This window comes from Streptomyces sp. NPDC012508, assembly GCF_042902595.1.
Lineage (GTDB): Bacteria > Actinomycetota > Actinomycetes > Streptomycetales > Streptomycetaceae > Streptomyces.
This window is the reverse complement of the sequence record NZ_JBIBEO010000001.1, coordinates 1312021-1331798: the sequence shown is the minus strand read 5'-3', so window position 1 is coordinate 1331798 and position 19778 is coordinate 1312021. Positions and strand designations below refer to the sequence as shown.

16 protein-coding genes are annotated in these 19778 nt (G+C 73.0%); 7 read left to right on the top strand and 9 right to left on the bottom strand.

The genetic code is table 11. The features are described from left to right. Positions 1-162 precede the first annotated feature (162 nt). The 4 genes from ACFY8U_RS05755 to ACFY8U_RS05740 all read left to right on the top strand — a co-directional run bounded on the left by ACFY8U_RS05755 (position 163) and on the right by ACFY8U_RS05740 (position 5264). Entirely contained in the window at positions 163-1290 is a 1128-nt protein-coding gene (locus tag ACFY8U_RS05755) for an LLM class flavin-dependent oxidoreductase (RefSeq protein ID WP_389566028.1), read from the top strand. Between the two features lie 529 nt (positions 1291-1819). Continuing rightward, the gene (locus ACFY8U_RS05750) at positions 1820-3172 is read left to right on the top strand and encodes a uracil-xanthine permease family protein (RefSeq protein ID WP_389566192.1); all 1353 of its coding nucleotides are present in this window, start codon (positions 1820-1822) and stop codon (positions 3170-3172) included. Continuing rightward, on the top strand, positions 3169-4557 hold the full coding sequence (locus tag ACFY8U_RS05745; RefSeq protein WP_389566025.1) for an amidohydrolase family protein: 1389 nt from the start codon (positions 3169-3171) through the stop codon (positions 4555-4557). Before ACFY8U_RS05750 ends, ACFY8U_RS05745 begins: the two co-directional genes overlap by 4 nt. Next, positions 4554-5264, top strand: a complete 711-nt coding sequence (locus ACFY8U_RS05740) for a sulfite exporter TauE/SafE family protein (RefSeq protein ID WP_389566022.1) — start codon at positions 4554-4556, stop codon at positions 5262-5264. The genes ACFY8U_RS05745 and ACFY8U_RS05740 overlap by 4 nt, the downstream gene beginning before the upstream one ends. A 445-nt stretch (positions 5265-5709) precedes the next feature. Here the strand turns inward: ACFY8U_RS05740 and ACFY8U_RS05735 are convergent, their stop codons facing one another. The 4 genes from ACFY8U_RS05735 to ACFY8U_RS05720 all read right to left on the bottom strand — a co-directional run bounded on the left by ACFY8U_RS05735 (position 5710) and on the right by ACFY8U_RS05720 (position 9745). Further along, on the bottom strand, positions 5710-6759 hold the full coding sequence (locus ACFY8U_RS05735) for a LacI family DNA-binding transcriptional regulator (protein WP_389566019.1): 1050 nt from the start codon (positions 6757-6759) through the stop codon (positions 5710-5712). Positions 6760-6964: 205 nt separating this feature from the next. Next, positions 6965-7963, bottom strand: coding sequence for an alpha/beta hydrolase (locus tag ACFY8U_RS05730; RefSeq protein ID WP_389566017.1), 999 nt, complete (start codon positions 7961-7963; stop codon positions 6965-6967). 13 nt (positions 7964-7976) lie between these two features. Beyond that, complete coding sequence (locus tag ACFY8U_RS05725) at positions 7977-9254, bottom strand: cation:proton antiporter (RefSeq protein ID WP_389566014.1); 1278 nt, start codon at positions 9252-9254, stop codon at positions 7977-7979. A 5-nt stretch (positions 9255-9259) separates the two neighbouring features. Beyond that, positions 9260-9745 carry a cation:proton antiporter regulatory subunit gene (locus ACFY8U_RS05720; RefSeq protein WP_389566011.1) on the bottom strand — a complete coding sequence of 162 codons (486 nt, stop codon included), beginning with the start codon at positions 9743-9745 and terminating at the stop codon, positions 9260-9262. Positions 9746-9974: 229 nt separating this feature from the next. On the opposite strand from ACFY8U_RS05720, the gene ACFY8U_RS05715 reads away from it, so the two are divergent. Beyond that, positions 9975-10391 (top strand): hypothetical protein, encoded by a 417-nt coding sequence (locus tag ACFY8U_RS05715; protein ID WP_389566009.1) that lies wholly within the window; start codon positions 9975-9977, stop codon positions 10389-10391. A gap of 516 nt (positions 10392-10907) precedes the next feature. Beyond that, positions 10908-12395 carry a SulP family inorganic anion transporter gene (locus ACFY8U_RS05710; protein WP_361443503.1) on the top strand — a complete coding sequence of 496 codons (1488 nt, stop codon included), beginning with the start codon at positions 10908-10910 and terminating at the stop codon, positions 12393-12395. A 192-nt stretch (positions 12396-12587) separates the two neighbouring features. Here the strand turns inward: ACFY8U_RS05710 and ACFY8U_RS05705 are convergent, their stop codons facing one another. From ACFY8U_RS05705 to ACFY8U_RS05685, 5 genes are all read right to left on the bottom strand, one after another. Continuing rightward, positions 12588-13244 carry a class F sortase gene (locus ACFY8U_RS05705; RefSeq protein WP_389566006.1) on the bottom strand — a complete coding sequence of 219 codons (657 nt, stop codon included), beginning with the start codon at positions 13242-13244 and terminating at the stop codon, positions 12588-12590. A gap of 65 nt (positions 13245-13309) precedes the next feature. Beyond that, positions 13310-13789: a hypothetical protein gene (locus ACFY8U_RS05700; RefSeq protein ID WP_389566004.1), complete on the bottom strand. Its 480-nt coding sequence runs from the start codon at positions 13787-13789 to the stop codon at positions 13310-13312. A 123-nt stretch (positions 13790-13912) separates the two neighbouring features. After that, complete coding sequence (locus ACFY8U_RS05695) at positions 13913-15937, bottom strand: sensor histidine kinase (RefSeq protein WP_389566002.1); 2025 nt, start codon at positions 15935-15937, stop codon at positions 13913-13915. After that, a complete protein-coding gene (locus ACFY8U_RS05690; RefSeq protein WP_389566190.1) occupies positions 15924-16637 on the bottom strand; it encodes a response regulator transcription factor in 714 nt (237 codons plus the stop codon). Before ACFY8U_RS05690 ends, ACFY8U_RS05695 begins: the two co-directional genes overlap by 14 nt. A gap of 84 nt (positions 16638-16721) precedes the next feature. Continuing rightward, on the bottom strand, positions 16722-18323 hold the full coding sequence (locus ACFY8U_RS05685) for a carboxylesterase/lipase family protein (RefSeq protein ID WP_389565999.1): 1602 nt from the start codon (positions 18321-18323) through the stop codon (positions 16722-16724). 248 nt (positions 18324-18571) lie between these two features. On the opposite strand from ACFY8U_RS05685, the gene ACFY8U_RS05680 reads away from it, so the two are divergent. Continuing rightward, positions 18572-19639, top strand: coding sequence for a DUF2332 domain-containing protein (locus ACFY8U_RS05680; RefSeq protein ID WP_389565996.1), 1068 nt, complete (start codon positions 18572-18574; stop codon positions 19637-19639). Positions 19640-19778 lie beyond the last annotated feature (139 nt).

Genomic DNA, 19778 nt, shown 5'->3' with positions numbered 1-19778 from the left:
GGCCGGAGCCCGAGCGCGGTCCCGGGCCGGAGCTCGACTCGGAGCGCGAGCCCGTCCTGGAGGGCGACCGTGTGCACGGCCCCGCGTTCGTCCCCGCGCCCGACCGTGCGCGGGCTCCGATTCCCGTACCCCCGCCGACCGACCGCTGAGGAGCACCCGATCATGTCCCGTATCCCGCTCGGGGTCCTCGACCTCGTCCCGATCTCGTCCGGCTCCACCGCGGCCGAGGCCCTTCGCAACACCCTCGATCTCGCCCAGCAGGCCGAGCGGTTCGGCTACAGCCGGTACTGGTTCGCCGAGCACCACCTCAACCCGGGCGTGGCCGGGGCCTCTCCCGCGGTCGTGCTGGCCCTGACCGCCTCCGCGACCTCCACGATCAGGATCGGATCGGGGGCCGTACAGCTCGGTCACCGCACCGCCCTGTCCACCGTCGAGGAGTTCGGGCTGATCGACGCGCTGCACCCCGGGCGCCTCGACCTGGGCCTCGGCCGCTCGGGCGGGCGGCCCTCCGGTTCGGCGCAGGGCCCCCGGCCGACCACGACCCCGGTCGTCGACGGGCGGACCCCCAACGGCCTCAGGATCCCGCCACGGTTCTCCTTCGAGCACCTGGTCGCTTCGCCGCGCTTCCTCCTCCAGCACCAGCTGCTGCACCAGCCCGGCGCGCGCCCGCAGGAGTACGGCGAGCAGGTGGAGGACATCCTCGCGCTCCTGCGCGGCGACTACCGTTCGGCGGAGGGGCTCGAAGCCCACGCCGTCCCCGGGGAGGGCGCCGACGTGCAGGTGTGGATCCTCGGCAGCAGCGGCGGCCCGAGCGCCGACGTCGCCGGCCGCAACGGCCTGCGGTTCGCGACCAATTACCACGTCAGCCCGGCCACCGTACTGGAGGCGGCCGAGGGCTACCGCGCCGCGTTCCAGCCGTCGGACGACCTCGAGAAGCCGTACGTCAGCGTCTCCGCGGACGTCGTCGTCGCCGAGGACGACGAGACCGCCCGCGAGCTGGCCACCGGCTACGGCCTGTGGGTCCGCAGCATCCGCACGGGCGAGGGCGCGATCCCCTTCCCGACACCGGACGAGGCCCTCGACCACGCCTGGACGGAGGAGGACCTGACGCTGGTCGCCGACCGGGTCGACACCCAGTTCATCGGCTCCGCGAGCCGGGTCGCCGACCAGCTCGAACAACTCCAGGAGGCGACGGGCGCGGACGAGCTGATCATCACCACCATCACCCACGCCCATGCCGACCGGGTCCGCTCCTACCGCCTGCTCGCGGAGGAGTGGCACCGCCGCTGAGCCGAGCGCCCTCCTGGACACGAGCGCCGTTCGCCCGGACAGGGCGGACGGCGCTTCGTCGTCGTACCTTCGACCGCCGTACCCCTTGACGCTCCGCCGCAGCCCTTCGATACTGGCGGCCAAATCGATTTGGCCAAATCGATTTGGCTCTCCGTCCAGGGCCGGATCGCGGCTGAAATCCGAGCGTGCACCGACGCCCGAACGGAGCCCGAACGTGTTCCCTCCCCGCAAGACCCAGCCCCAGCGCCGGCCCCAGCCCGGCCCGGACCAGGAACCGCCTGCCCCGGCCCTCGCGCCCGACCCCGAGCACGCGCCCGAGTCGGCCCCCGACCCCGAGTCCGGGCCCGAGTCCGGGCCCGAGTCCGGGCCCGAGTCCGGGCCCGCTACCCCGTCCGATCCCGAGCGTGCGTCCGCCCCCTCGCGTGCGTCCGACCCCGAGCGTGCGTCCGCCCCCGCCCCCGCAGCCGCAGGCGCCGGTGTTGCCGCGCCGCAGCCTCACCCCGTCGACGAGTCCCGCCCCCTCGGCCGGATCCTGCTCTTCGGGATCCAGCACGTCCTCGTCATGGCCGCCACCCCCATCTCGGCGATCTTCCTGATGAGCGCGACCCTCCGCCTCGACCCCGGTCTGACCGTCAACCTGCTCTCCGCGGCCTTCGTACTCTCCGGAGTCGGATCCCTGATCCAGTCGCTCGGCCCCTGGAAGTTCGGCCCCCGACTGCCCTTCGTGATGCTTCCGGGCGGTGCGCCGCTCATCCTCTTCCTCGCCATCGCCGAACAGCACGGAGTGCGCACGGCCACCGGCGCCGTGATCCTCACCGCCGCCTTCTACTTCGTCGTGCTGCCGGTCTTCTCACGGCTGCTGGCCTTCTTCCCGGCCCTCGTCATCGGCACGATGATCGTCATCGTCGGCATCAACCTGGTGAAGGTCGGCGCCGTCCTCGTCACCGGACGCCCGGGCCAACCCGGTTTCGCCGACCCCCTCAACCTCGGCCTCGGCATGGCCACCATCGGCTTCACGGTCGCCTTCTACCTGCTCTTCAGCGGCATCCTGCGCCAACTGGCCGTCATGCTCGGCCTCCTCGCCGGCACCGCGCTCGCCGCGGTCCTCGGCGCCGTCGACCTCGGCCGCGCCGCCGACGGCGGTCTGCTCACCCTGCCGCAGCTGATGCCCTTCGGCTCACCCCAGTTCAACCTGGTCGCCGCCCTGCCGCTGATGCTCTACAGCCTCGCGTCCATGGCGGAGGCCACCGGTCAGACGGTCATCAACGCGGAAGCCGTCGGGAAGAAGATCGACAAGCGCACCGACGTCCCCAAGACCGTCCGGGGTGACGCGCTCACGTCGCTCTTCGGCGGCTTCTTCGGCCTTCCGCTCATGGTCACCAGCGGCGAGAACATCGGGATCGTCCGCGTCACCGGGGTACGCAGCCGTTACGTGACCGCCGCGGCCGGTGCCGTCCTCGTCGCCATCGGCTTCCTGGCACCCGTCGTCCGTGCGATCAGCGTCATCCCGTCCGCCGTCGTCGGCGGCACCGCGATGGTCGTCTTCGCCGTCATCACCGTGCTCGGCGTGCAGATGCTCGGCCGCTCCGACCTCGACAAGCACACGAGCACCTTCGTCTGTGCCGTCGCGCTCGCGCTCGGCCTGCTGCCGATCCTCGTTCCCGGCGTGTACGGCGGCTTCCCGCCGAACGTCCGCATCCTCCTCGAAAGCGGCGTCGCCGTCGGCGCGTTCGTCGCCGCCGTCCTCAACATCCTCTTCCACCACGTCCGTCCGAGCGTCACGGCCCGCATGGCCGGCGCCCCCCGGACCACCCCGACCTCGGTGAGCGCCACCAGCCCCACCGCCTCCAGCGCCACCCCCCGTACGGAAAGCGACCGATGAACCCGCTCACGCGCGACCTCCTCCACGGCTCCGGCCCGCTCCTCCTCGTACCGGACGCCGTCCTGCTGCCCGAAGGACCGGCGGACGGCCACGCGGCCGTCGTCGCCGACGGTGTCTTCCGGGCCGTTGGGGCCGCGGAGGAGCTGATACGCACGCATCAGCATCTCCACCCCGTCCGCCTGCCCGGCCACCTCCTCATGCCCGGCTTCGTCGATGCCCACCACCACCTCACCCAGAGCTTCGGTTCCGCGCTCGCCTTCGGCGAACCGTCGGAGATCTTCCGCAGGGTGTGGGTGCCGCTCGAGGGCGCGCTGGACGAGGAATCCGCGTACGTGGCAGCCAAGTTGGCCGCGTACGAGGCCCTGCGCGGCGGCTTCACCACCGTCGCCGACGCCGGAACCCGCGCCGACGTGGACGTCGACGTGGTCGCGTCCGCCGCACGCGACGCCGGCATCCGCTGCGTGCTGGGGCTCGTCTGCAACGACGCCGAGAACGAGAACCCGTCCGTCCTGGACAGCGCCGAGAAGCACCTCGCGCGCTACGACGGCGACCCGCTCGTCCACCCCTCCCTCGCCGTCTCCATCCCCGAGGCCGCCACCGAGGAGACCCTCCGCCGCACCGCCCGCCTCGCCGCCGAGGCCGGGGCCGTCGTCCAGATCCACGTCAACGAGCACCTCGCCGGCGTCGAACGCTCCCTCGTACGACATGGACGGCGCCCCCTGGAACACCTCCACCACATCGGTGCGCTGGGACCGCAGTTGCTCGCCGCGCACGCCACCCTCCTCACCCCGCGCGAGCTCACCCTGCTCGCCGACACCGGCACGGCGGTCAGCTACAACCCCGTCGCCAGCGCCTGGAAGGGCAACGCCGTCGCTCCCGCCACCGCCATGGCCGAACGCGGTGTCCGCTTCGGACTCGGCACGGACGGCACCCGGGGGGACGGGTTCCGGCTCGCCGAGGCGGCGGAGTTCGCCCAGCGGCTCGCGTACGGACTGGTCACCGGCGACTCGTCCTGCGGCGCCGGCTGGACCTGGCTCGAGCACGCAACCCGCGGCGGCGCCGACGCCGTCGGTCTCGGCGCGCGGACCGGCACGATCGCCGAGGGCCTCGCCGCCGACTTCCTCCTCGTCGACGTCACCAACCCCGAACTCGCGCTCTCCTGGGACCTGCCCTGGGAGCTGGTTCGACGCGGCAACCGCGACCAGATCAGCGCCGTGTTCGTGGCGGGCCGCCTGCGTCTGTGGTGCGGCCGGCCCGTCGACTGGGACGGTCCCGCCCTCGTGGGCCGAGCGGCCGAACTGGCCCGCGCCGCCGTGGGACGGGCCGCCATCACCCGCGTACACCCCACCTCCACGACGGCACGGGAACGGAGCGCGGCACGGTGACCGCCGAGACACTGGCGGTGCTCGCCGTCACGGTCGCCGTCGCCGCGTTCGTCCAGGGCGGCAGCGGGCTGGGCTTCGCCCTGATCGTCGCTCCCGTGGCCGGCATCCTCGACCCCGGCCTGCTCCCGGTGTTCGTCCTGGCGTCGATGATCCCGCTCAACGCGTACGTCGTGTGGCGCGAACGGACCTCGCTCGATCTGCGCGGCGCGAGCTGGATCACGGCCGCGCGCCTCGCCGCCACGCCCGGCGGTCTGGCACTGCTCTGGCTGATACCCGACCGGAGCCTCGGCCTCTTCGTGGGCGTCGCCACCGTGCTGGCCGCCGTGGCGAGCCTGGCCGCACCCGCGTTCACACCGGGCCGCGCCGCCTATGTGGGCGCGGGTGCGGTGACCGGTCTCACGGAGACCGCGACGGGCGTCGGTGGCCCGCCGCTGGCGCTGGTCTACCAGCACCGGCCCCCGGCCGAGCTGCGTTCCACCGTCGCCGCCTGCTTCCTCGTGGGTGAAGTCGCCTCGCTGCTGCTGCTGTTCGCCACGGGTGAGGGGGAGCCCGCGGACCTCGGCTGGGCGGCGGCCCTGCTGCCCGCGATCGCCGCCGGGGCGTGGCTGAGCAAACTCGTGCACCACCGCCTGGACGCGCGGCGGATGCGCCTCTTCGTACTGGTCTTCGCCCTGGTCTCGGGGGTGGTCCTCATGCTCGGCATCTGAACCGGCCCGTACGGGTCGAAGCCGCGTGGGTGAAGCGTCCGGGCCATCGTGGCGCGGCGTGACCCGGCCAGGTGCGGCGACGGGGGGCGGCGACGGGGTGGCAGTACGACGAGGTGTCCGACCTGCTCCGTCACCTGTGGCTGCGCGGCATCGCCTTCGATCCGGCGGCGCCCTCCGACGTGCTGATACGTCTGGTGGATCCAGCGGCCGGTGAGGCCGGCCTGCTGATGCCGGAGGGCCGCGACCTGCCCGACGCCGTCGTCGACGAGGCCCTCCGCCACCCGGCCAGGGGGATCCGCCGCGCGCTCGCCGGCAACGTGCGCGTCGCCCCCTTGCGACTCGCCCCCTTGGCGACGGACCCGTCGGGCATCGTCCGCACGCGGCTCGCCTGCGGCCCCCACCCCGCCTGGCCGGGGCCAGCCCGGCGACGGAATGCCGGCCGTCGTCACCGTCCTTCGGTGTTCCGCAGCGACGAGGCCCGGGCGATCACCCGCGGTTCGGGCACCGTCGCCACAGCCTGCCCCACCTCGGCGGAGTCGCCGTGCAGTCGGGCGAGAAGCAGCTCGACGGCCCCGGCCGCCGCCCGGTCCAGGTGCAGGTCGACGGCGGTCAGCGGCGGTTCGCAGGTGCGGGCGCGCAGGCCGTCGTACCGGGTGACGACCATGACGTCGTCCGGTATGGAGCGCCCGCTGTCCCGGACCGCCCGCACCGCGCCCACCGCGAAGACGTCCACCAGCGCGCAGACCGCGTCGATCCCGGGGTGCTCGGCGAGCAGGGCCGCACACCGGTCGTACCCGGCCTGTTCGCCGCCGGACTCCGGCGCGGTCGCCACGATCGGCGCCCAGCCCTCCTCCTCGGCGACCCGTGCGAAGGCGGCGCGGGCGTCGACCGACGAGTGCCGCGAACCGGAGCCGACGATGAGCGCCGGCTGCCGCGCCCCCTGCTCGCGCAGATGGGCGAGGAGCAGTTCCGCGACGAGCCCGCCGCGCAGATCGACGTACGGCACGTCCTGGTCCGGTGACACGGGCCTGCCGAGCGCGACGTACGGCAGTCCGCGCTCCTTCAGGGTCGCCACGGCCACGTCGTCCACGTCGGGCTCCACGACGATCGCCCCGTCGATGTCGACGGAGTAGAGGGCGGAGCCGGACTGCACGGGAGGCACGAGCACCAGCGCGTAGTCGTGCACGAGGGCGCTCTCGGCCGCGGCCGCCGCGACCTCCATGTAGAAGCCGAGCCGGGACGGGCCTCCGGCCACCGCGAACGGCATGGACGAGGCGAGCGCGATGGCCTTCGCCTCCCCGCGCCTCAGCCGCTGCGCCCGCAGGTTGGGCCGGTAACCGAGGTCCGTGGCAACCTGCTTGATGCGCTCCCGCGTCCGCGGGTCGACCTTGCCGATCCCGTTGAGGGCGTGCGAGACCGTCGTGCGCGACACCCCGGCGACCCGCGCGACGTCGGCGATCGTCGGCGGTCTCGGACCGGCACCGGAAGAGGGCATGTGCGCGAACGCTCCTCGCGTGATGAGGACGGGTGACCCCACCATCTTCGCCGAACAGCGGGTGGCGGTGCCGATCACCCAGCGGACTGGGGAGTATGGGCGGGGCTCACGGGGCTTACAGGGCTTACAGGGCTCACGGGGCTCACGGGGCTCACGGGGCTCACGGGGCTCACGGGGCTTACAGGGGTCACAGGGCTCATGGGGCTCATGGGGTGAGGATGCGCCGGAGCCAGCGGAGCCGGGCCTCGCCCGCGTCCCCGCTGACCGCCGCCGCCGGCGCGAGGGCGTCGAAACCGTGGAAGGCTCCGGGCCATACGTGCAGTTCGGCCTGGCCGCCGGCGCGCCAGATCGCGTCGGCGTAGGCCACGCCCTCGTCCCTGAACGTCTCGACCGACCCGACGTCGATGTACGCCGGGGGCAGCCCGGACAGATCCGTGGCGCGGGCCGGAGCCGCGTACGGAGGCAGGTCCGCATCCCCGTACCGGTCGCCGAGCACCGCCTGCCACGCGGTGGCGTTGGAGGTCCGGTCCCAGATGTCGACGCCGGCCATCTGCCGGCTGGAGAAGGTGTCGTCACGGTCGTCGAGCATCGGACACAGCAGTAGTTGCCCGATCAAAGCGGGCCCGCCCCGGTCACGGATCAGCAGGGCGAGCGCCGCGGCGAGCCCGCCTCCCGCACTCTTCCCTCCGACGATGACACGGTCCGCGTCGATGTCCAGATCGGCCGCGTGCTCGGCAGCCCAGACCAACCCGGCGTAACAGTCCTCCACCGGTCCGGGGTACCGCGCCTGCGGTGCCAGCCGGTACTCGACGGAGACGACGGCCAACTCCAGCGCGAGCGCCCAGTCGTCCAGCAGCCCCGGAAGCACGGACCAGGCGTTGCCCATGACCATCCCGCCACCGTGCATGTAGTACAGCAGCGGCAGCGGTCGCGTGATCCCCGCGGGCCGTGCGCTGACGAGCGTGACGTCCGGCCCGCCGCCCGCCCCCGGGACACGCAGCTCTTCCACCTCGAAGCGGCCGTCGGCCCGGAGCTCCCGGACCGTCGGCCTGGGCCGCGTCGCGGCGTCCTGCTCCTGGTGGGCGGCGAGGTTCTCCGGGGTCAGGGGCTCCCTCCAGGCGTCCCCCAAAGCCGCCAGCACCGTACTCAGTTCGGGGTCGAAGGGGGGCGCTCCCGGGGTAGGGGGTTCTGGCGTGAGGTCCATGCGGGGCAGTCAATCACCTGGTGCCGTCGTCCACCGGCTCCAGCTTCTCCCGTGTCTCCCGCGTCTCCGGAGCCTGCGCCGGGGCTTCGGCCGTCACTTCGGCGTGGGCCGGCTCGATGGCCCGAGCCTTGTGGCGGCGGCCGGTGACGTAGGTGGCGATCGGCTCGGTGTAGCGGGCGGTGAGCGGGCCGAGGACGACCAGGACGAGGACGTACGCGGTCGCGAGAGGGCCGAGGGCCGGTTCGATGCCCGCCGTCACCGCGAGACCGGCGATGACGATGGAGAACTCACCCCGCGCGACCAGGGTCCCGCCGGCCCGCCAGCGGCCCTTCACCGAGATCCCGGCCCGCCGGGCGGCCCAGTAACCGGTGGCGATCTTCGTCGCCGCCGTGACCACGGCCAGGGCCAGCGCGGGCAGGATCACCGGCGGGATGCTCGCCGGGTCGGTGTGCAGACCGAAGAAGACGAAGAACACCGCCGCGAACAGATCCCGCAGCGGGCTGAGCAGATTGTGCGCGCCCTCCGCGACCTCCCCGGAGAGGGCGATGCCGACGAGGAAGGCGCCGACGGCGGCCGAGACCTGGAGCTGCTGGGCGATGCCGGCGACCAGCAGCGTCAGACCGAGGACGACGAGGAGGAGCTTCTCGGGGTCGTCGCTGGAGACGAAGCGGGAGATGACCCGTCCGAAGCGGACGGCGAGGAAGAGGACCGTACCGGCGACACCGAGGGCGATGGCGAGGGTCAGGCTTCCGGCGGCGAGACTCACGCCGGCGAGCAGCGCGGTGAGGATCGGCAGGTAGACGGCCATGGCCAGGTCTTCCAGGACCAGGATGCTCAGGATGGCCGGCGTCTCCCGGTTGCCGAGGCGGCCCAGATCGCCCATCACCTTGGCGATGACACCGGAGGACGAGATCCATGTGACGCCGGCCAGGACGACGGCGGCGACCGGGCCCCACCCCAGCAGAAGGGCCATGCCCGCGCCCGGCAGGGCGTTGAGGGCGAAGTCCACCAGGCCCGCCGGGTACTGCGTCTTGAGGTTGGTCACCAGATCGCTGGCGGTGTACTCCAGTCCCAGCATCAGCAGCAGGAGGATCACGCCGATCTCGGCGCCGATCGCGACGAACTCCTCACTGGTCCCGAGCGGCAGCAGACCGCCCTCGCCGAAGGCGAGGCCGGCCAGGAGGTAGAGGGGTATCGGGGAGAACTGGAAGCGTCCGGCGAACCGGCCCAGCAGGCCGAGCGCGAGAATGATCGCGCCGAACTCGATCAGGAAGATGGCGGAGGAGTGCACGGCGCTCACTCCCGGCCGAGGATCGAGGCGGCCGCCTCGACACCCTCGCGGGTGCCGATCACGATGAGCGTGTCGCCGCCCGCCAGCCGGAAGTCCGGCGCGGGGGAGGGGATGGCATCGGCCCGGCGCAGGACCGCGACGATGGAAGCCCCCGTCTCGGTGCGCATCCGGGTCTCGCCCAGGACGTGCCCGTTCCACTGTGAGTGCGCCGACAGTTCTATTCGCTCGGCGACCAGCCCCAGGTCCGTGGTCGAGAGCAGATTGGGGCTGTGGTGGGACGGCATCAGCGCGTCGATCAACGCCTCCGCCTCCTTGGCTGTCAGCTTGGCCGACAGCGCGCACTCGTCCGGATCGTCCCTGCGGTAGGCGTTCAGCGTCCGGCTGCCGTCCCGGTGGGCGATGACCGAAAGCCGGCGGTGCTCACGGGTGGTCAGGTCGTAGCGGACCCCGATTCCGGGGAGCGGGGTGTTGCTCATGCGTGGAACGGGCATCGAAAATCTCCCCATGTGTGTGCGTTCACCGGAATTGGGAGCGAACGTCATCCGCCTCCGGAAGTCACCTTATCGACACGTGTTCCGCTCGATCCGGTGGTGAAGGGGACGCCGGAGCCGACCAGTTGCGGGGCCAGGTGGCCTGCGAACCGGCTTGTCGCGCATCGCCGACCGTGGTGCATCATTCTTCAGGGCCCCGACGGAGGGGCGGTGCGTGAGGAGGCGCTGCATGATCGAATGGATGCGGATCCGCTCCCGTACGCGCCCTGTGCCGGACCCGGCCGCGACCTCCTCGATCTGGGCCGTGTCGGCGCTCCTGGCCTTCGCCCTGGTCATCGCGTTCAACTTCCTCGACGGACACGGGGACCCCGTCCTCGACCTCATCGCGCTGTCCGTCGCCGTGGCCGCCGTCAGCACGGGAGCCCGGCTCACCGCCGCCCCGGGCACCGCCCTGCTCTGCTGGCTCATCCTGAACGTCTTCGCCACCGCGCCCATCGGGCAGCTCACCTGGGAAGCCGCCTACGATCTCGGACGCATGGCCTGCCTCCTGATCGCGGCGAGCACGGGAACGGTCATCGCCCGGCTCGTCCACGCCCGCGCGGCGCATCGCCGGCTGACCCCCTGGACCGGACCGCCCGGCTCCTGACGGGAGACCGGCGGGCGGCACCGGCCCACACCGACGGTGCGCCCGGCCTCTCCGGCTCCGGCTCTACGCGGGCCCGGGCGCCGTCCTCTCCACGGTCGCCCCGGCCTTCCCGGCGTCTCCCGCCCTGGCCCCTCCCGTCCCGGGCAGTCGCCGGCCGTACGCCGCACAGTAGAATCGCCGGTCGTGAGGGCGCACCGAGCTGCCCGCCGAGGGTCCGACTTCCGCAGGAGAGAGCGTGCGCGAGCCACTGACGCCGACCGCGCCCGCCTGTCCGCGGTGACGCTCCACCCCCGGGCCTGGGGCCTGAGCAGCCCCGGGACCTGAGCAGCCCCGGGACCTGAGCAGCCCCGGCTCCGTCGCCGTCCCGGATCCGTCCTCACCCCTTCGACTTCCGGTCCGCCGCCGCGTGGGCCGATCGCGGAGTGCCGACCCGGCCCTTCCGCTCCCGAACGCCCCGCCCCGCCGAGTGGGCGTGCCCGAGTACGACAGGTCCCCGCTTCCTTGTCCTCATCCGTTGTGTCCCCGGCCAGGTGGTCGCGCGGCCTGCGTCCGGCATGGCTGACCGATCCGAAGGTCTGGCGTACCGAGGTGCTGGCCGGTCTTGTCGTCGGGCTGGCGCTGATCCCCGAGGCGATCGCGTTCTCGATCATCGCCGGGGTCGACCCGGCGATCGGCCTCTTCGCCTCCTTCACCATGGCCGTGACCATCGCGATCTTCGGCGGCCGCCGGGCGATGATCTCCGCGGCGACCGGAGCCGTCGCGCTCGTCATCGCGCCGCTCAACCGGGAGCACGGCCTGGGGTACCTGATCGCCGCCGTCATCCTGGCCGGCGTTTTCCAGGTGATCCTCGGTGTACTCGGCGTGGCGAAGCTGATGCGGTTCATCCCGCGCTCGGTGATGGTCGGCTTCGTCAACTCGCTGTCCATCCTGGTCTTCATGGCCCAGGTGCCCGAGCTGCGGAACGTCCCCTGGGCCGTGTACCCGCTCGTCGCCGCCGGCCTGCTCCTGATGGTGTTCTTCCCGAAGATCACGACGGTGGTCCCGGCCCCGCTCGTCTCCATCGCCGTCCTGACCGCCCTCACGGTCGCCGCCGGGATCGCCGTTCCGACCGTCGGCGACAAGGGCGCCCTGCCGTCCTCGCTGCCGGTGCCCGGTCTGCCCGACGTGCCGTTCACGACGGACACGCTCGTCCTCGTCGCGCCGTACGCCTTCGCCATGGCGCTCGTCGGCCTGATGGAGTCGCTGATGACGGCCAAGCTCGTCGACGACATCACGGACACCCACTCCAGCAAGACGCGCGAGTCGATCGGTCAGGGCATCGCCAACATCGTCACCGGCTTCTTCGGCGGCATGGGCGGCTGCGCCATGATCGGCCAGACGATGATCAACGTGAAGGTCTCGGGCGCCCGCACCCGTCTGTCCACGTTCCTGGCCGGTGTGTTCCTGATGGTGCTGTGCATCGTCTTCGGCCCGGTCGTCTCCGACATCCCCATGGCGGCTCTGGTCGCCGTCATGATCATGGTGTGCTTCGCGACCTTCGACTGGCACTCCGTCGCGCCGAAGACCCTGAGGCGGATGCCCGTCGGGGAGATCGCCGTCATGGTGATCACCGTGCTGTGCGTCGTCGTCACGCACAACCTCGCCGTGGGTGTGGTCGCCGGCTCGGTCACCGCCATGGTGATCTTCGCCAGGAGGGTCGCCCACCACGCCGAGGTCACCGCCGTGAAGGATCCCGACGGTACGACGGTGGTCTACCGGGTGGCCGGCGAGCTGTTCTTCGCCTCCGCCAACGAACTCGTCGGGCGCTTCGACTACGCCGGCGACCCGGACAGGGTCGTCGTCGACCTCTCCGCGGCCCACGTCTGGGACGCCTCGTCCGTGGCCGTCCTCGACACGATCGAGGCGAAGTACGCCCAGCGCGGCAAGACCGTGGAGATCGCGGGCCTGAACGCCCCGAGCGCGGACCTCCACGCCAGACTCACCGGCGAACTCACCGGTCACTGACGAGTGCCGCGCCGCCGGGGCCGGGCGGGGCGGACCGGGCCGCGCCCGGGCGGGGCGGGCCGGGCCGGAGCGGGCCGGGGCGCGCGGGGAGTGGCGCGCCCCCGGACACGGTCAGGCGACCGCCTCGGTGCGGGCGGCGGCGGCATCCACTGCGTCACCCAGCAGCAGCCCGCCGCGTAGACGGCCCCGGGATCACGGTGCGACGGCGTAGACGATCAGGTTGTCCACCGGGTGGCCGGCCGCGTCGAACGCGCCGTCGCACGTGATCAGTCGCAGCGCGCGCTTCTTCGTGGACCCGTAGACCCTCCTGGTGGGGAAGGCGTCCTTGTCGACGGTCTCGGTGCCGGTGACCGTGAAGCGCACGGTGCCGCCCCGGCTGTCGCGTACGTCGACGGTCGCACCCTTGCGTATCCGCTTGAGGTCGTGGAACACGGCCCGGCCGAAGCGGGTGTCGTTGTGACCGATGATCACCGCGGCGCCGGGCTCTCCCGGACGGGGGTTCCCGGCGTACCAGCCCGCCGTCATTCCCTTGTCCGCCGGCGGCACTTCGACGGTGCCGTCCTGGTTGAGGCCGAGCCTCATCAGCTCGCTGTCGATGCCGAGGGAGGGGATGGACACGCGGGTCGGCACCGTCCTCGTGCCGGTGGCTCGGGTCGGGTGAATCGGGTCGGGCTCGGCGGCGGGGGCGGCGGCGCGCGAGGGCGTCGCCGCTGCCGGGGGCGTGCCCTCGACGCCGTCGGTGGCGCAGGCGCCGACGGTCGTGGTCAGGACGGCGCACAGCAGCAGGGGCCGGGCACGCGTCCGCCAGGCGCGTGCGCGTCGGCCGGCGGCGCGGGTCGTTCGGGTCATGGGTGCTCCCGCGACGCGGAGTCGTGGTGCCGCCGTCGCCGACGGCACCACGAACGCGTCGGTCGTCAGTCGTTGCGGTGGGCAGCGCCTCGGCGGCGCAGCATGACGATGCCGGCGCCCGCGAGGAGCGCCGCACCGGCGGCCGAGCCGGCGACGGCGGTGGTGACGTCCTCACCCGTCCGGCCTGCGGGACGCTCACCGGCGGCGACGCCGCCGCGCGGCGCCGCGACCGGGCTGGGGGTCCGCTCGGCGACGGGGCGGGGTTGGCCGTCGGCGCGCTCACCGGCGGCGACACCGCCGCGCGGCGCCGCCACCTCGCTCGGCGTCCGGTCCGGGACGGGACGCGGAGTGACGGAGCCGGACTCGGGCGTGGTGTCGGGGGCGCTCGCCGACGGGGCGGCGGACGGCGCCGACGGCGCCACGGACGGACTGTCGTCCGCGAACGCCGACGTCGCGGGCAGGATCACCCCGCCGATCACGGCGGTGGTGAAGGCTGCGGCGCGCAGGCTGCGACGGCGCCGGGACGGACTGCGGTGAGACGGCATGGCTGTGGCTCCCCTTCGGTACGGAAACGGCCGGCGCCCTCACCTCTGTTCGCTCGGGCGCCCGGTGATCGCCATGCTCACGGGAACGTGTCAGAAAGCTGTCAGCTCCCTGTGGCTTTGCCGTCAGAGCTTCGCGACCCGGTCCGAGCGGCCCGCCCCCTCCCGTACATCCGCCGGAAGGCGCAGCGTGAACGTCGAGCCGACGCCCTCGGTCGAAGCGGCGGTGGCCGAACCGCCGTGGGCCTCGGTGAGTTTGCGTACGATCGCGAGGCCCAGTCCGCTGCCGCCGGTGCGCCGGCTGCGCGACCTCTCCGCGCGCCAGAACCGGTCGAACACGTACGGCAGATCGTCGGAGGCGATCCCGCTGCCCGTGTCGGCGACCTCCACGACGACCTCCGCCACCGACCCGTCGCGGGCACCGTAGCGCCCCTCGTCAGCCGCGCCACCCGCGCCACCCGCGCCACCCGTCCGATCCTCGCCGTACGCGCGCAGGTCGACGCGTCCGCCGCGTGGGGTGTGGCGTACCGCGTTCGAGACCAGGTTGCCGATGACCTGCCGCAGCCGTACCGGGTCCGCGGTCAGCGCGGGCGTCGGCCCGGACGCCTCGACGCCCAGGGTGACACCGGCGCGCTCGGCCTCGGCCTGGTGGGCGGCGGCGACCTGGCCGAGGAGCTCCACCACGTCGACGGGCTCCCGGTGCAGCCGCAGTGCACCGGCGTCCGCCTGCGCGAGGTCCTGAAGATCGTCGATGATGTGCTGAAGCTGTACGGCCTCCTCCAGGAGCGAGGCGATCAGTGCCGGATCGGTGTCGGCCACACCGTCCTGCGCGGCCTCCAGCCACCCCCGGATATTGCTCAGTGGCGTACGCAGTTCATGGGCGACATCGCTGACCATCGCCTTGCGCTGTGCCTCCAGACGGGCCCGATGCTCCGTCAGTTCATTGAAAGCTGCGGCGAGTTGACCTATCTCATGGTCGGCGGGCACCGCGATGGGGGCGGCTTCGCCACCTTCCTTCATGCGCTGCGCCGCACCGGTGAGCGCGCGCAGCGGACGGACGAGCCGGCGTCCGGTGAGGATCGAGACGCCGATGGTGAGGGCGAGGACGAGGGCCGCCACGCCCGCGATACGGGCGGTGCTCGCGGCGGAGAGGTCGAAGCCGGGGACGCTGCCCCGGTCGGGGTCGCCGATGAACAGCAGCGCCGGCTGGGCGACGTACGAGCTCAGCTGCTCGCGCCGTGCCGTGTTCACGCAGGAGCCGATGGCCTCGTCGGCCGATCGGTCGATCTCGCTCGGCGCGGGAACCGGTGCGGCATCGGGCACGGGCACCGTCGGACGCCCGGGCTCGGCCACCGGCCACGCCGGGCGCCGTGGTCCGTCGTACCAGGTCAGATCCGCGTTCAGGGTGATGGCCGGACGGTCCTGGCGGCTCAAGCAGGCGTTGGCGAGCTTGGTGAGGGTTTCGAGGGCCTTGGCCTCCGTCGCCGTGGGGGTGTCGAGACTGGCGGTGGAGCAGTCGTCCGACTCCACGAAGCCGGTGGAGGCGGTGCCTTGACTGACGCGGGGGCGCCCCGACGGGCCGTCCGCCACCTCGGCGTTCTGGCCCTGGCGGTGCAGACAGGTCACCAGGCGATCCGCCTTCGCACGCAGCTCACGGCGTTCCGCGGGCGGCAGCCGGAAGGGGCCGACGGCCCGCGCGTCGATGCGATCCGTCGACGCCTTCGCGTCGTCGCGCGCGCTCACGGCGCCGGAGAGCGCGCTGTCCACGGACAGCGGATCGACGACCGCCGAGGGCCGGGTGGGCAGCTGCGGACCCGAGCTGCCGGCCGAGTCGGCGAGGGGCCCGCGGTCGTGGGTGGTGACGGCGACACGGCGCCCGAACCGGGAGGCCAGTTCCTCGACCTCCTGGTCCACACCGTCCCACCGCGGGTGGGTCGCCGCGTACCCGAGCAGGGCGTCGTAGATACGGGCGTCGTCGGCGAGGGCCTGACCCTGTTCCTGCTTCAGCGCCCCCGAGGTGGTCTGGGAGGCAAGCCATGCCGTCGCCGCGACCGAGCAGGCCGCGACCAGGGCGAAGACCCCGAGGAAGCGCCCGAGCAGGCTCTTGCGCAGCGGCAGCCGCGAGCGCGCCCCGCGGTCACGACGACGCACGCCGTGCGCCCTTCGCGGGGTCGGTCAGCTTGTATCCGACGCCGAAGACGGTGAGCAGGCGGGCCGGAGTACGAGGCTCGGGCTCGATCTTCCTGCGCAGGTTCATGATGTGCATGTCCACGGTGCGATCGCTGACGTAGCGGTCGAAGCCGTGCAGTTCCTCGAGGAGCCGTGGCCGGGTGAAGACACGGTCCGGCTCGGCGGCCATCGCGGCGATGATCCGGAACTCCCCGGGCGTGCACTCCACGGGCGCCCCGTCGACGGTCACCTCGTGCCGGTCGGCGTCGACCCGCAGCGTGCCCACGGACAGCACCCGCCCGTCGTCGGCGGCGTCAGGCGTCCCGGCCCGGCCCGTGCGGCGCAGCAGCGTCCGCACGCGTGCCATCAGTTCGCGCGGGCTGTACGGCTTCGTCATGTAGTCGTCGGCGCCGAGGTCGAGACCGAGCAGCAGGTCGTCCTCGGTGGACCGCGCGGTGAGCATCAGGACGGGCAGCTCCCGGGCTTCGCCGCGCAGCACCCGTACGACGTCCAGCCCGTCGGTGCGCGGCATCATCACGTCGAGCACCAGCAGATCGGGCTCCCGCTCCCGGACCCTGTCCAGCGCCGCCCGACCGTCGGCCACGACCGTGACCGAGTGCCCTTCGCGTTCGAGATAGCGCCTGACCAGCTCGGCCTGCTTCTCGTCGTCCTCTGCAACCATCACGTCAGCGCACACGCGGCCGATCGTAGGCGATCCGTTCGAAGCATCCGTACGAAGGCGAGGCAGGAACGAATGCCGTGCGCGCTACCGGTTGATCAGCGGCAGCGCGGGAAACGGGTGGTCCTGCCAGATCAGGCGGGAGGACTCCTCCGGGTAGGCGGTGACAGCGGACTCGGTGCCGAAGAGCTGAACGAGTCGCCGCTCGGTGTCGTACGGCGGCCAGCCGGGGTCGCCATGGGCGGCGAACGACGTCCATGCGGCGCGCATGCGCTCCGACAGGGCCTCCGCTTCCGGGGAGGGTGCTTCACCGATGAGCATGGCGGGCTGGCCGCGGTCCAGGTTGCCGAAGACGAGCGGTACGTCGAGGCCGTGGCAGGCGCCGAGCGCACCGCCCATGCCAGGGGCGGGCCAGGTCAGTTCGTAGACGTGCGCGCGACCGCCGGCGACGGTCTGGGCCTCGGCGAGGTGGAGCGTGGGCATGCGGAACAGCCAGTCGGAGTGCACCAGTTCGTACAGCGTCTCGGGGCCGGCCTCCGGGAAGGCTTCGCGATACCGGCGGGCGCCGTCCGGGCTCGGGGCGAGGAGACGGAGGGCGGCTGCCGCCTGATCCTCGCTCACCGCGCCGAGCAGGCCGCTGATCGCCGCGAAGAGACGGTGCTCGTCGCGGGTGTGGCCGACGAGGAGCTCGACGTCGCGGCCGGCGCCGACGGCCAGGGCCTGCCACGGTGTGACGGGCAGGATGTCGCCGTCCACGACAGGGGAGACGGGGATCGTTCTGTACGCGGGCTGCCCCCAGCGTTCGGCCCACCGGTCCATCGTGGCGCCGAGTGCGTCGCTCGCGGCGGGCAGCTCGTGCGGGGGAACGCCGGACAGATCGGTCACCGTGGGCCGTAGCCCCAGTTCGGCGGCGCAGGCCGTGGCGATGTCCGCGGCGAGGCCGGGCGAGAAGAACGTGCCCTGCGCACTCTGCACGACGGCCCGGTGGAAGAGCCCGGCCGCCCGGTCCATCGCAAGCAGCGCGGCGATCGACCCCCCACCCGCCGACTGGCCGAAGACCGTGACCCGCTCGGGGTCGCCGCCGAAGGCTCGGATGTTGTCGCGCACCCATTCCAGAGCGGCGACCTGGTCGAGCAGCCCCCGGTTGGGCGGAGCCCCCTCGATCTGGCCGAAGCCCTCGATGCCGACACGGTAGTTGAAGGTCACCACGACCACGTCGCCGTCCCGGGCGAGGCGGCCGCCGTCGTACTCGGGGAGTCCGGACATGCCGAACACGAAGGCGCCGCCCTGGATCCAGACCATCACGGGCAGCCCGGCGCCCGCCGTCGGTTCGGGCGACCAGACGTTGACCGTCAGCCAGTCGTCCCCCGGCGCGTCCTGCGACAGCGCGTCCATGCCGAACATGCCGGCCTGCGGGGGCGGCGGCCCGTACGCGACAGCCTCCCGCACCTCGCTCCGGCCCCTTACCGGCCGCGGCGCGGCGAACCGCAGCGCGCCGACCGGCGGCTCGGCGAACGGGATGCCCAGGAAAACCGCCATTCCCGCCTCCCAGCTGCCCCGCAGCACCCCGCCCGCCGCGCGGACTTCGGGCCGGGATGCGGAGGCGGGCGGGGGCGCAGAGGCAGAGGCGGAGGCGGAGGCGGAGGAGGATCGGGACGGCTCGGGCGGCCCGGACGCGGCAGTGGTCATCACGACTTCCCCAGCTGGGTGGAGCGGGCTCGCAGCGAGCGCGGACTCTTCCGATGATCCGCCGCGTCCGGACGGCACGCGAATCATTTTCACCCCAGGCCCCGTCGCCCCCTAGGTCCCCTACCCCCAAACCCCGTTTCCCGCGGGTCCCGTACCCCCAGGCCCCGTTCCCCACAGGCAGTAGCCTGCGAGCCGGTCGAGGCGTCCTCGGCCGCTCGCGTACCAGGTGAAGGACGGGGGTCGTTCCCATGGCCGGCAGGACCCGCACGCTCGCTCAGGTGTACCGGCACTTCGGTGAGGTCGAAGCAGCCAAGGCATCGCCGCTGTACGAGCGCGTCGCCGTCGCCCTCAGCGAGTCCGACGACGCGCTGCGCGCGATCGAGGCGGCGCCCGCGCGCAAGCGGAACCCCACGCTGATCCTCGCCGCGCTGCACGACCTGGCCCTCGCCGGCCGCGCCCCGGAGCTGGCCGCGGCCTACGCCGCCGCGGACGGCGATGCCGCCGCCGACGCGGCGATCGACACGCTGCTGCGTATGACGGACGCCATCGTGGCCGTCGCCACCTGCCGTCAGCCACGGCCCGATGAGACGGGTCGCGGGGCTGTGCTGTACCCGGCCATCGCCGAGGTGGCACGTCGGGCGGGCGCGCACCAGGTGGGGCTGATCGACGTGGGCTGTTCGGCCGGGCTGAATCTCACCGTCGATCGCGTCGGGATCAGGTACGGCAACGGGCAGTCGCTGGGTGATCCGTCCTCGCCCGTGCAGGTGTCGGCTTCGATCGTGGGAGACCGGGCCCTCCCGACGCGGGCGCTGCCCGAGGTCGTCGCCCGGGTCGGCATCGACGTCGATCCGGTCGACGTCACGGACGCGGATGACGCCCGGTGGTTGCGTGCCTGCGTGTGGCCGGATCAGCCGGAGCGGATCGCGAGGCTGGAGGCGGAGACGGCGCTGGCCGCGTCGGCGCCTCCGCTGCTGTTGCGAGGTGACGCGATCGAGCTGATGCGCGACGCCTTCGCGCACGTGCCGGCGGACGCCCTGCCCGTCGTCACGACGACGTGGGCGCTGTCGCGCTTCCCGCTCGAGAGCCGCCTGCGCTTCCTGCACCGCCTCGACGAGGAGGCGGCCGGCCGGGCGGTGGCCTGGGTGCCGGCGGAGGGCGTGGGCGTGGCGCCGACGATCCCGACGCTGGGCGATCGCCGCGCATCGGGCCACAGCATCATCGGCCTGGCGCTGTTCGACGGGCCGACCCTGCGCACCGAAGCCGTCGGGCGCTGCTGGTCGCAGGGCCGCCTGCTGTCGTGGCTGGGTGACTCCTAGGGCCTCTCGTTCGGATCTTGCCGGGCTCGCGTGCCCTGGTGCCGCACCTCGCCGCGTTGTCGTCGGTCGGCATGGTCCCCCGTAGCCCTACGGGCACGGGAGGTGCCCCCACCGCCATGCCTCCCTCCTCCGCCTTGCG

Coding starts and splice junctions, on each gene's coding strand:
- ACFY8U_RS05745 (WP_389566025.1), top strand. CDS start 3,169: ATGAACCCGCTCACGCGCGACCTCCTCCACGGCTCCGGCCCGCTCCTC.
- ACFY8U_RS05680 (WP_389565996.1), top strand. CDS start 18,572: ATGGCCGGCAGGACCCGCACGCTCGCTCAGGTGTACCGGCACTTCGGT.
- ACFY8U_RS05685 (WP_389565999.1), bottom strand. CDS start 18,323: ATGACCACTGCCGCGTCCGGGCCGCCCGAGCCGTCCCGATCCTCCTCC.
- ACFY8U_RS05735 (WP_389566019.1), bottom strand. CDS start 6,759: ATGCCCTCTTCCGGTGCCGGTCCGAGACCGCCGACGATCGCCGACGTC.
- ACFY8U_RS05755 (WP_389566028.1), top strand. CDS start 163: ATGTCCCGTATCCCGCTCGGGGTCCTCGACCTCGTCCCGATCTCGTCC.
- ACFY8U_RS05700 (WP_389566004.1), bottom strand. CDS start 13,789: ATGCCGTCTCACCGCAGTCCGTCCCGGCGCCGTCGCAGCCTGCGCGCC.
- ACFY8U_RS05720 (WP_389566011.1), bottom strand. CDS start 9,745: ATGCCCGTTCCACGCATGAGCAACACCCCGCTCCCCGGAATCGGGGTC.
- ACFY8U_RS05715 (WP_389566009.1), top strand. CDS start 9,975: ATGATCGAATGGATGCGGATCCGCTCCCGTACGCGCCCTGTGCCGGAC.
- ACFY8U_RS05705 (WP_389566006.1), bottom strand. CDS start 13,244: ATGACCCGAACGACCCGCGCCGCCGGCCGACGCGCACGCGCCTGGCGG.
- ACFY8U_RS05690 (WP_389566190.1), bottom strand. CDS start 16,637: ATGGTTGCAGAGGACGACGAGAAGCAGGCCGAGCTGGTCAGGCGCTAT.
- ACFY8U_RS05730 (WP_389566017.1), bottom strand. CDS start 7,963: ATGGACCTCACGCCAGAACCCCCTACCCCGGGAGCGCCCCCCTTCGAC.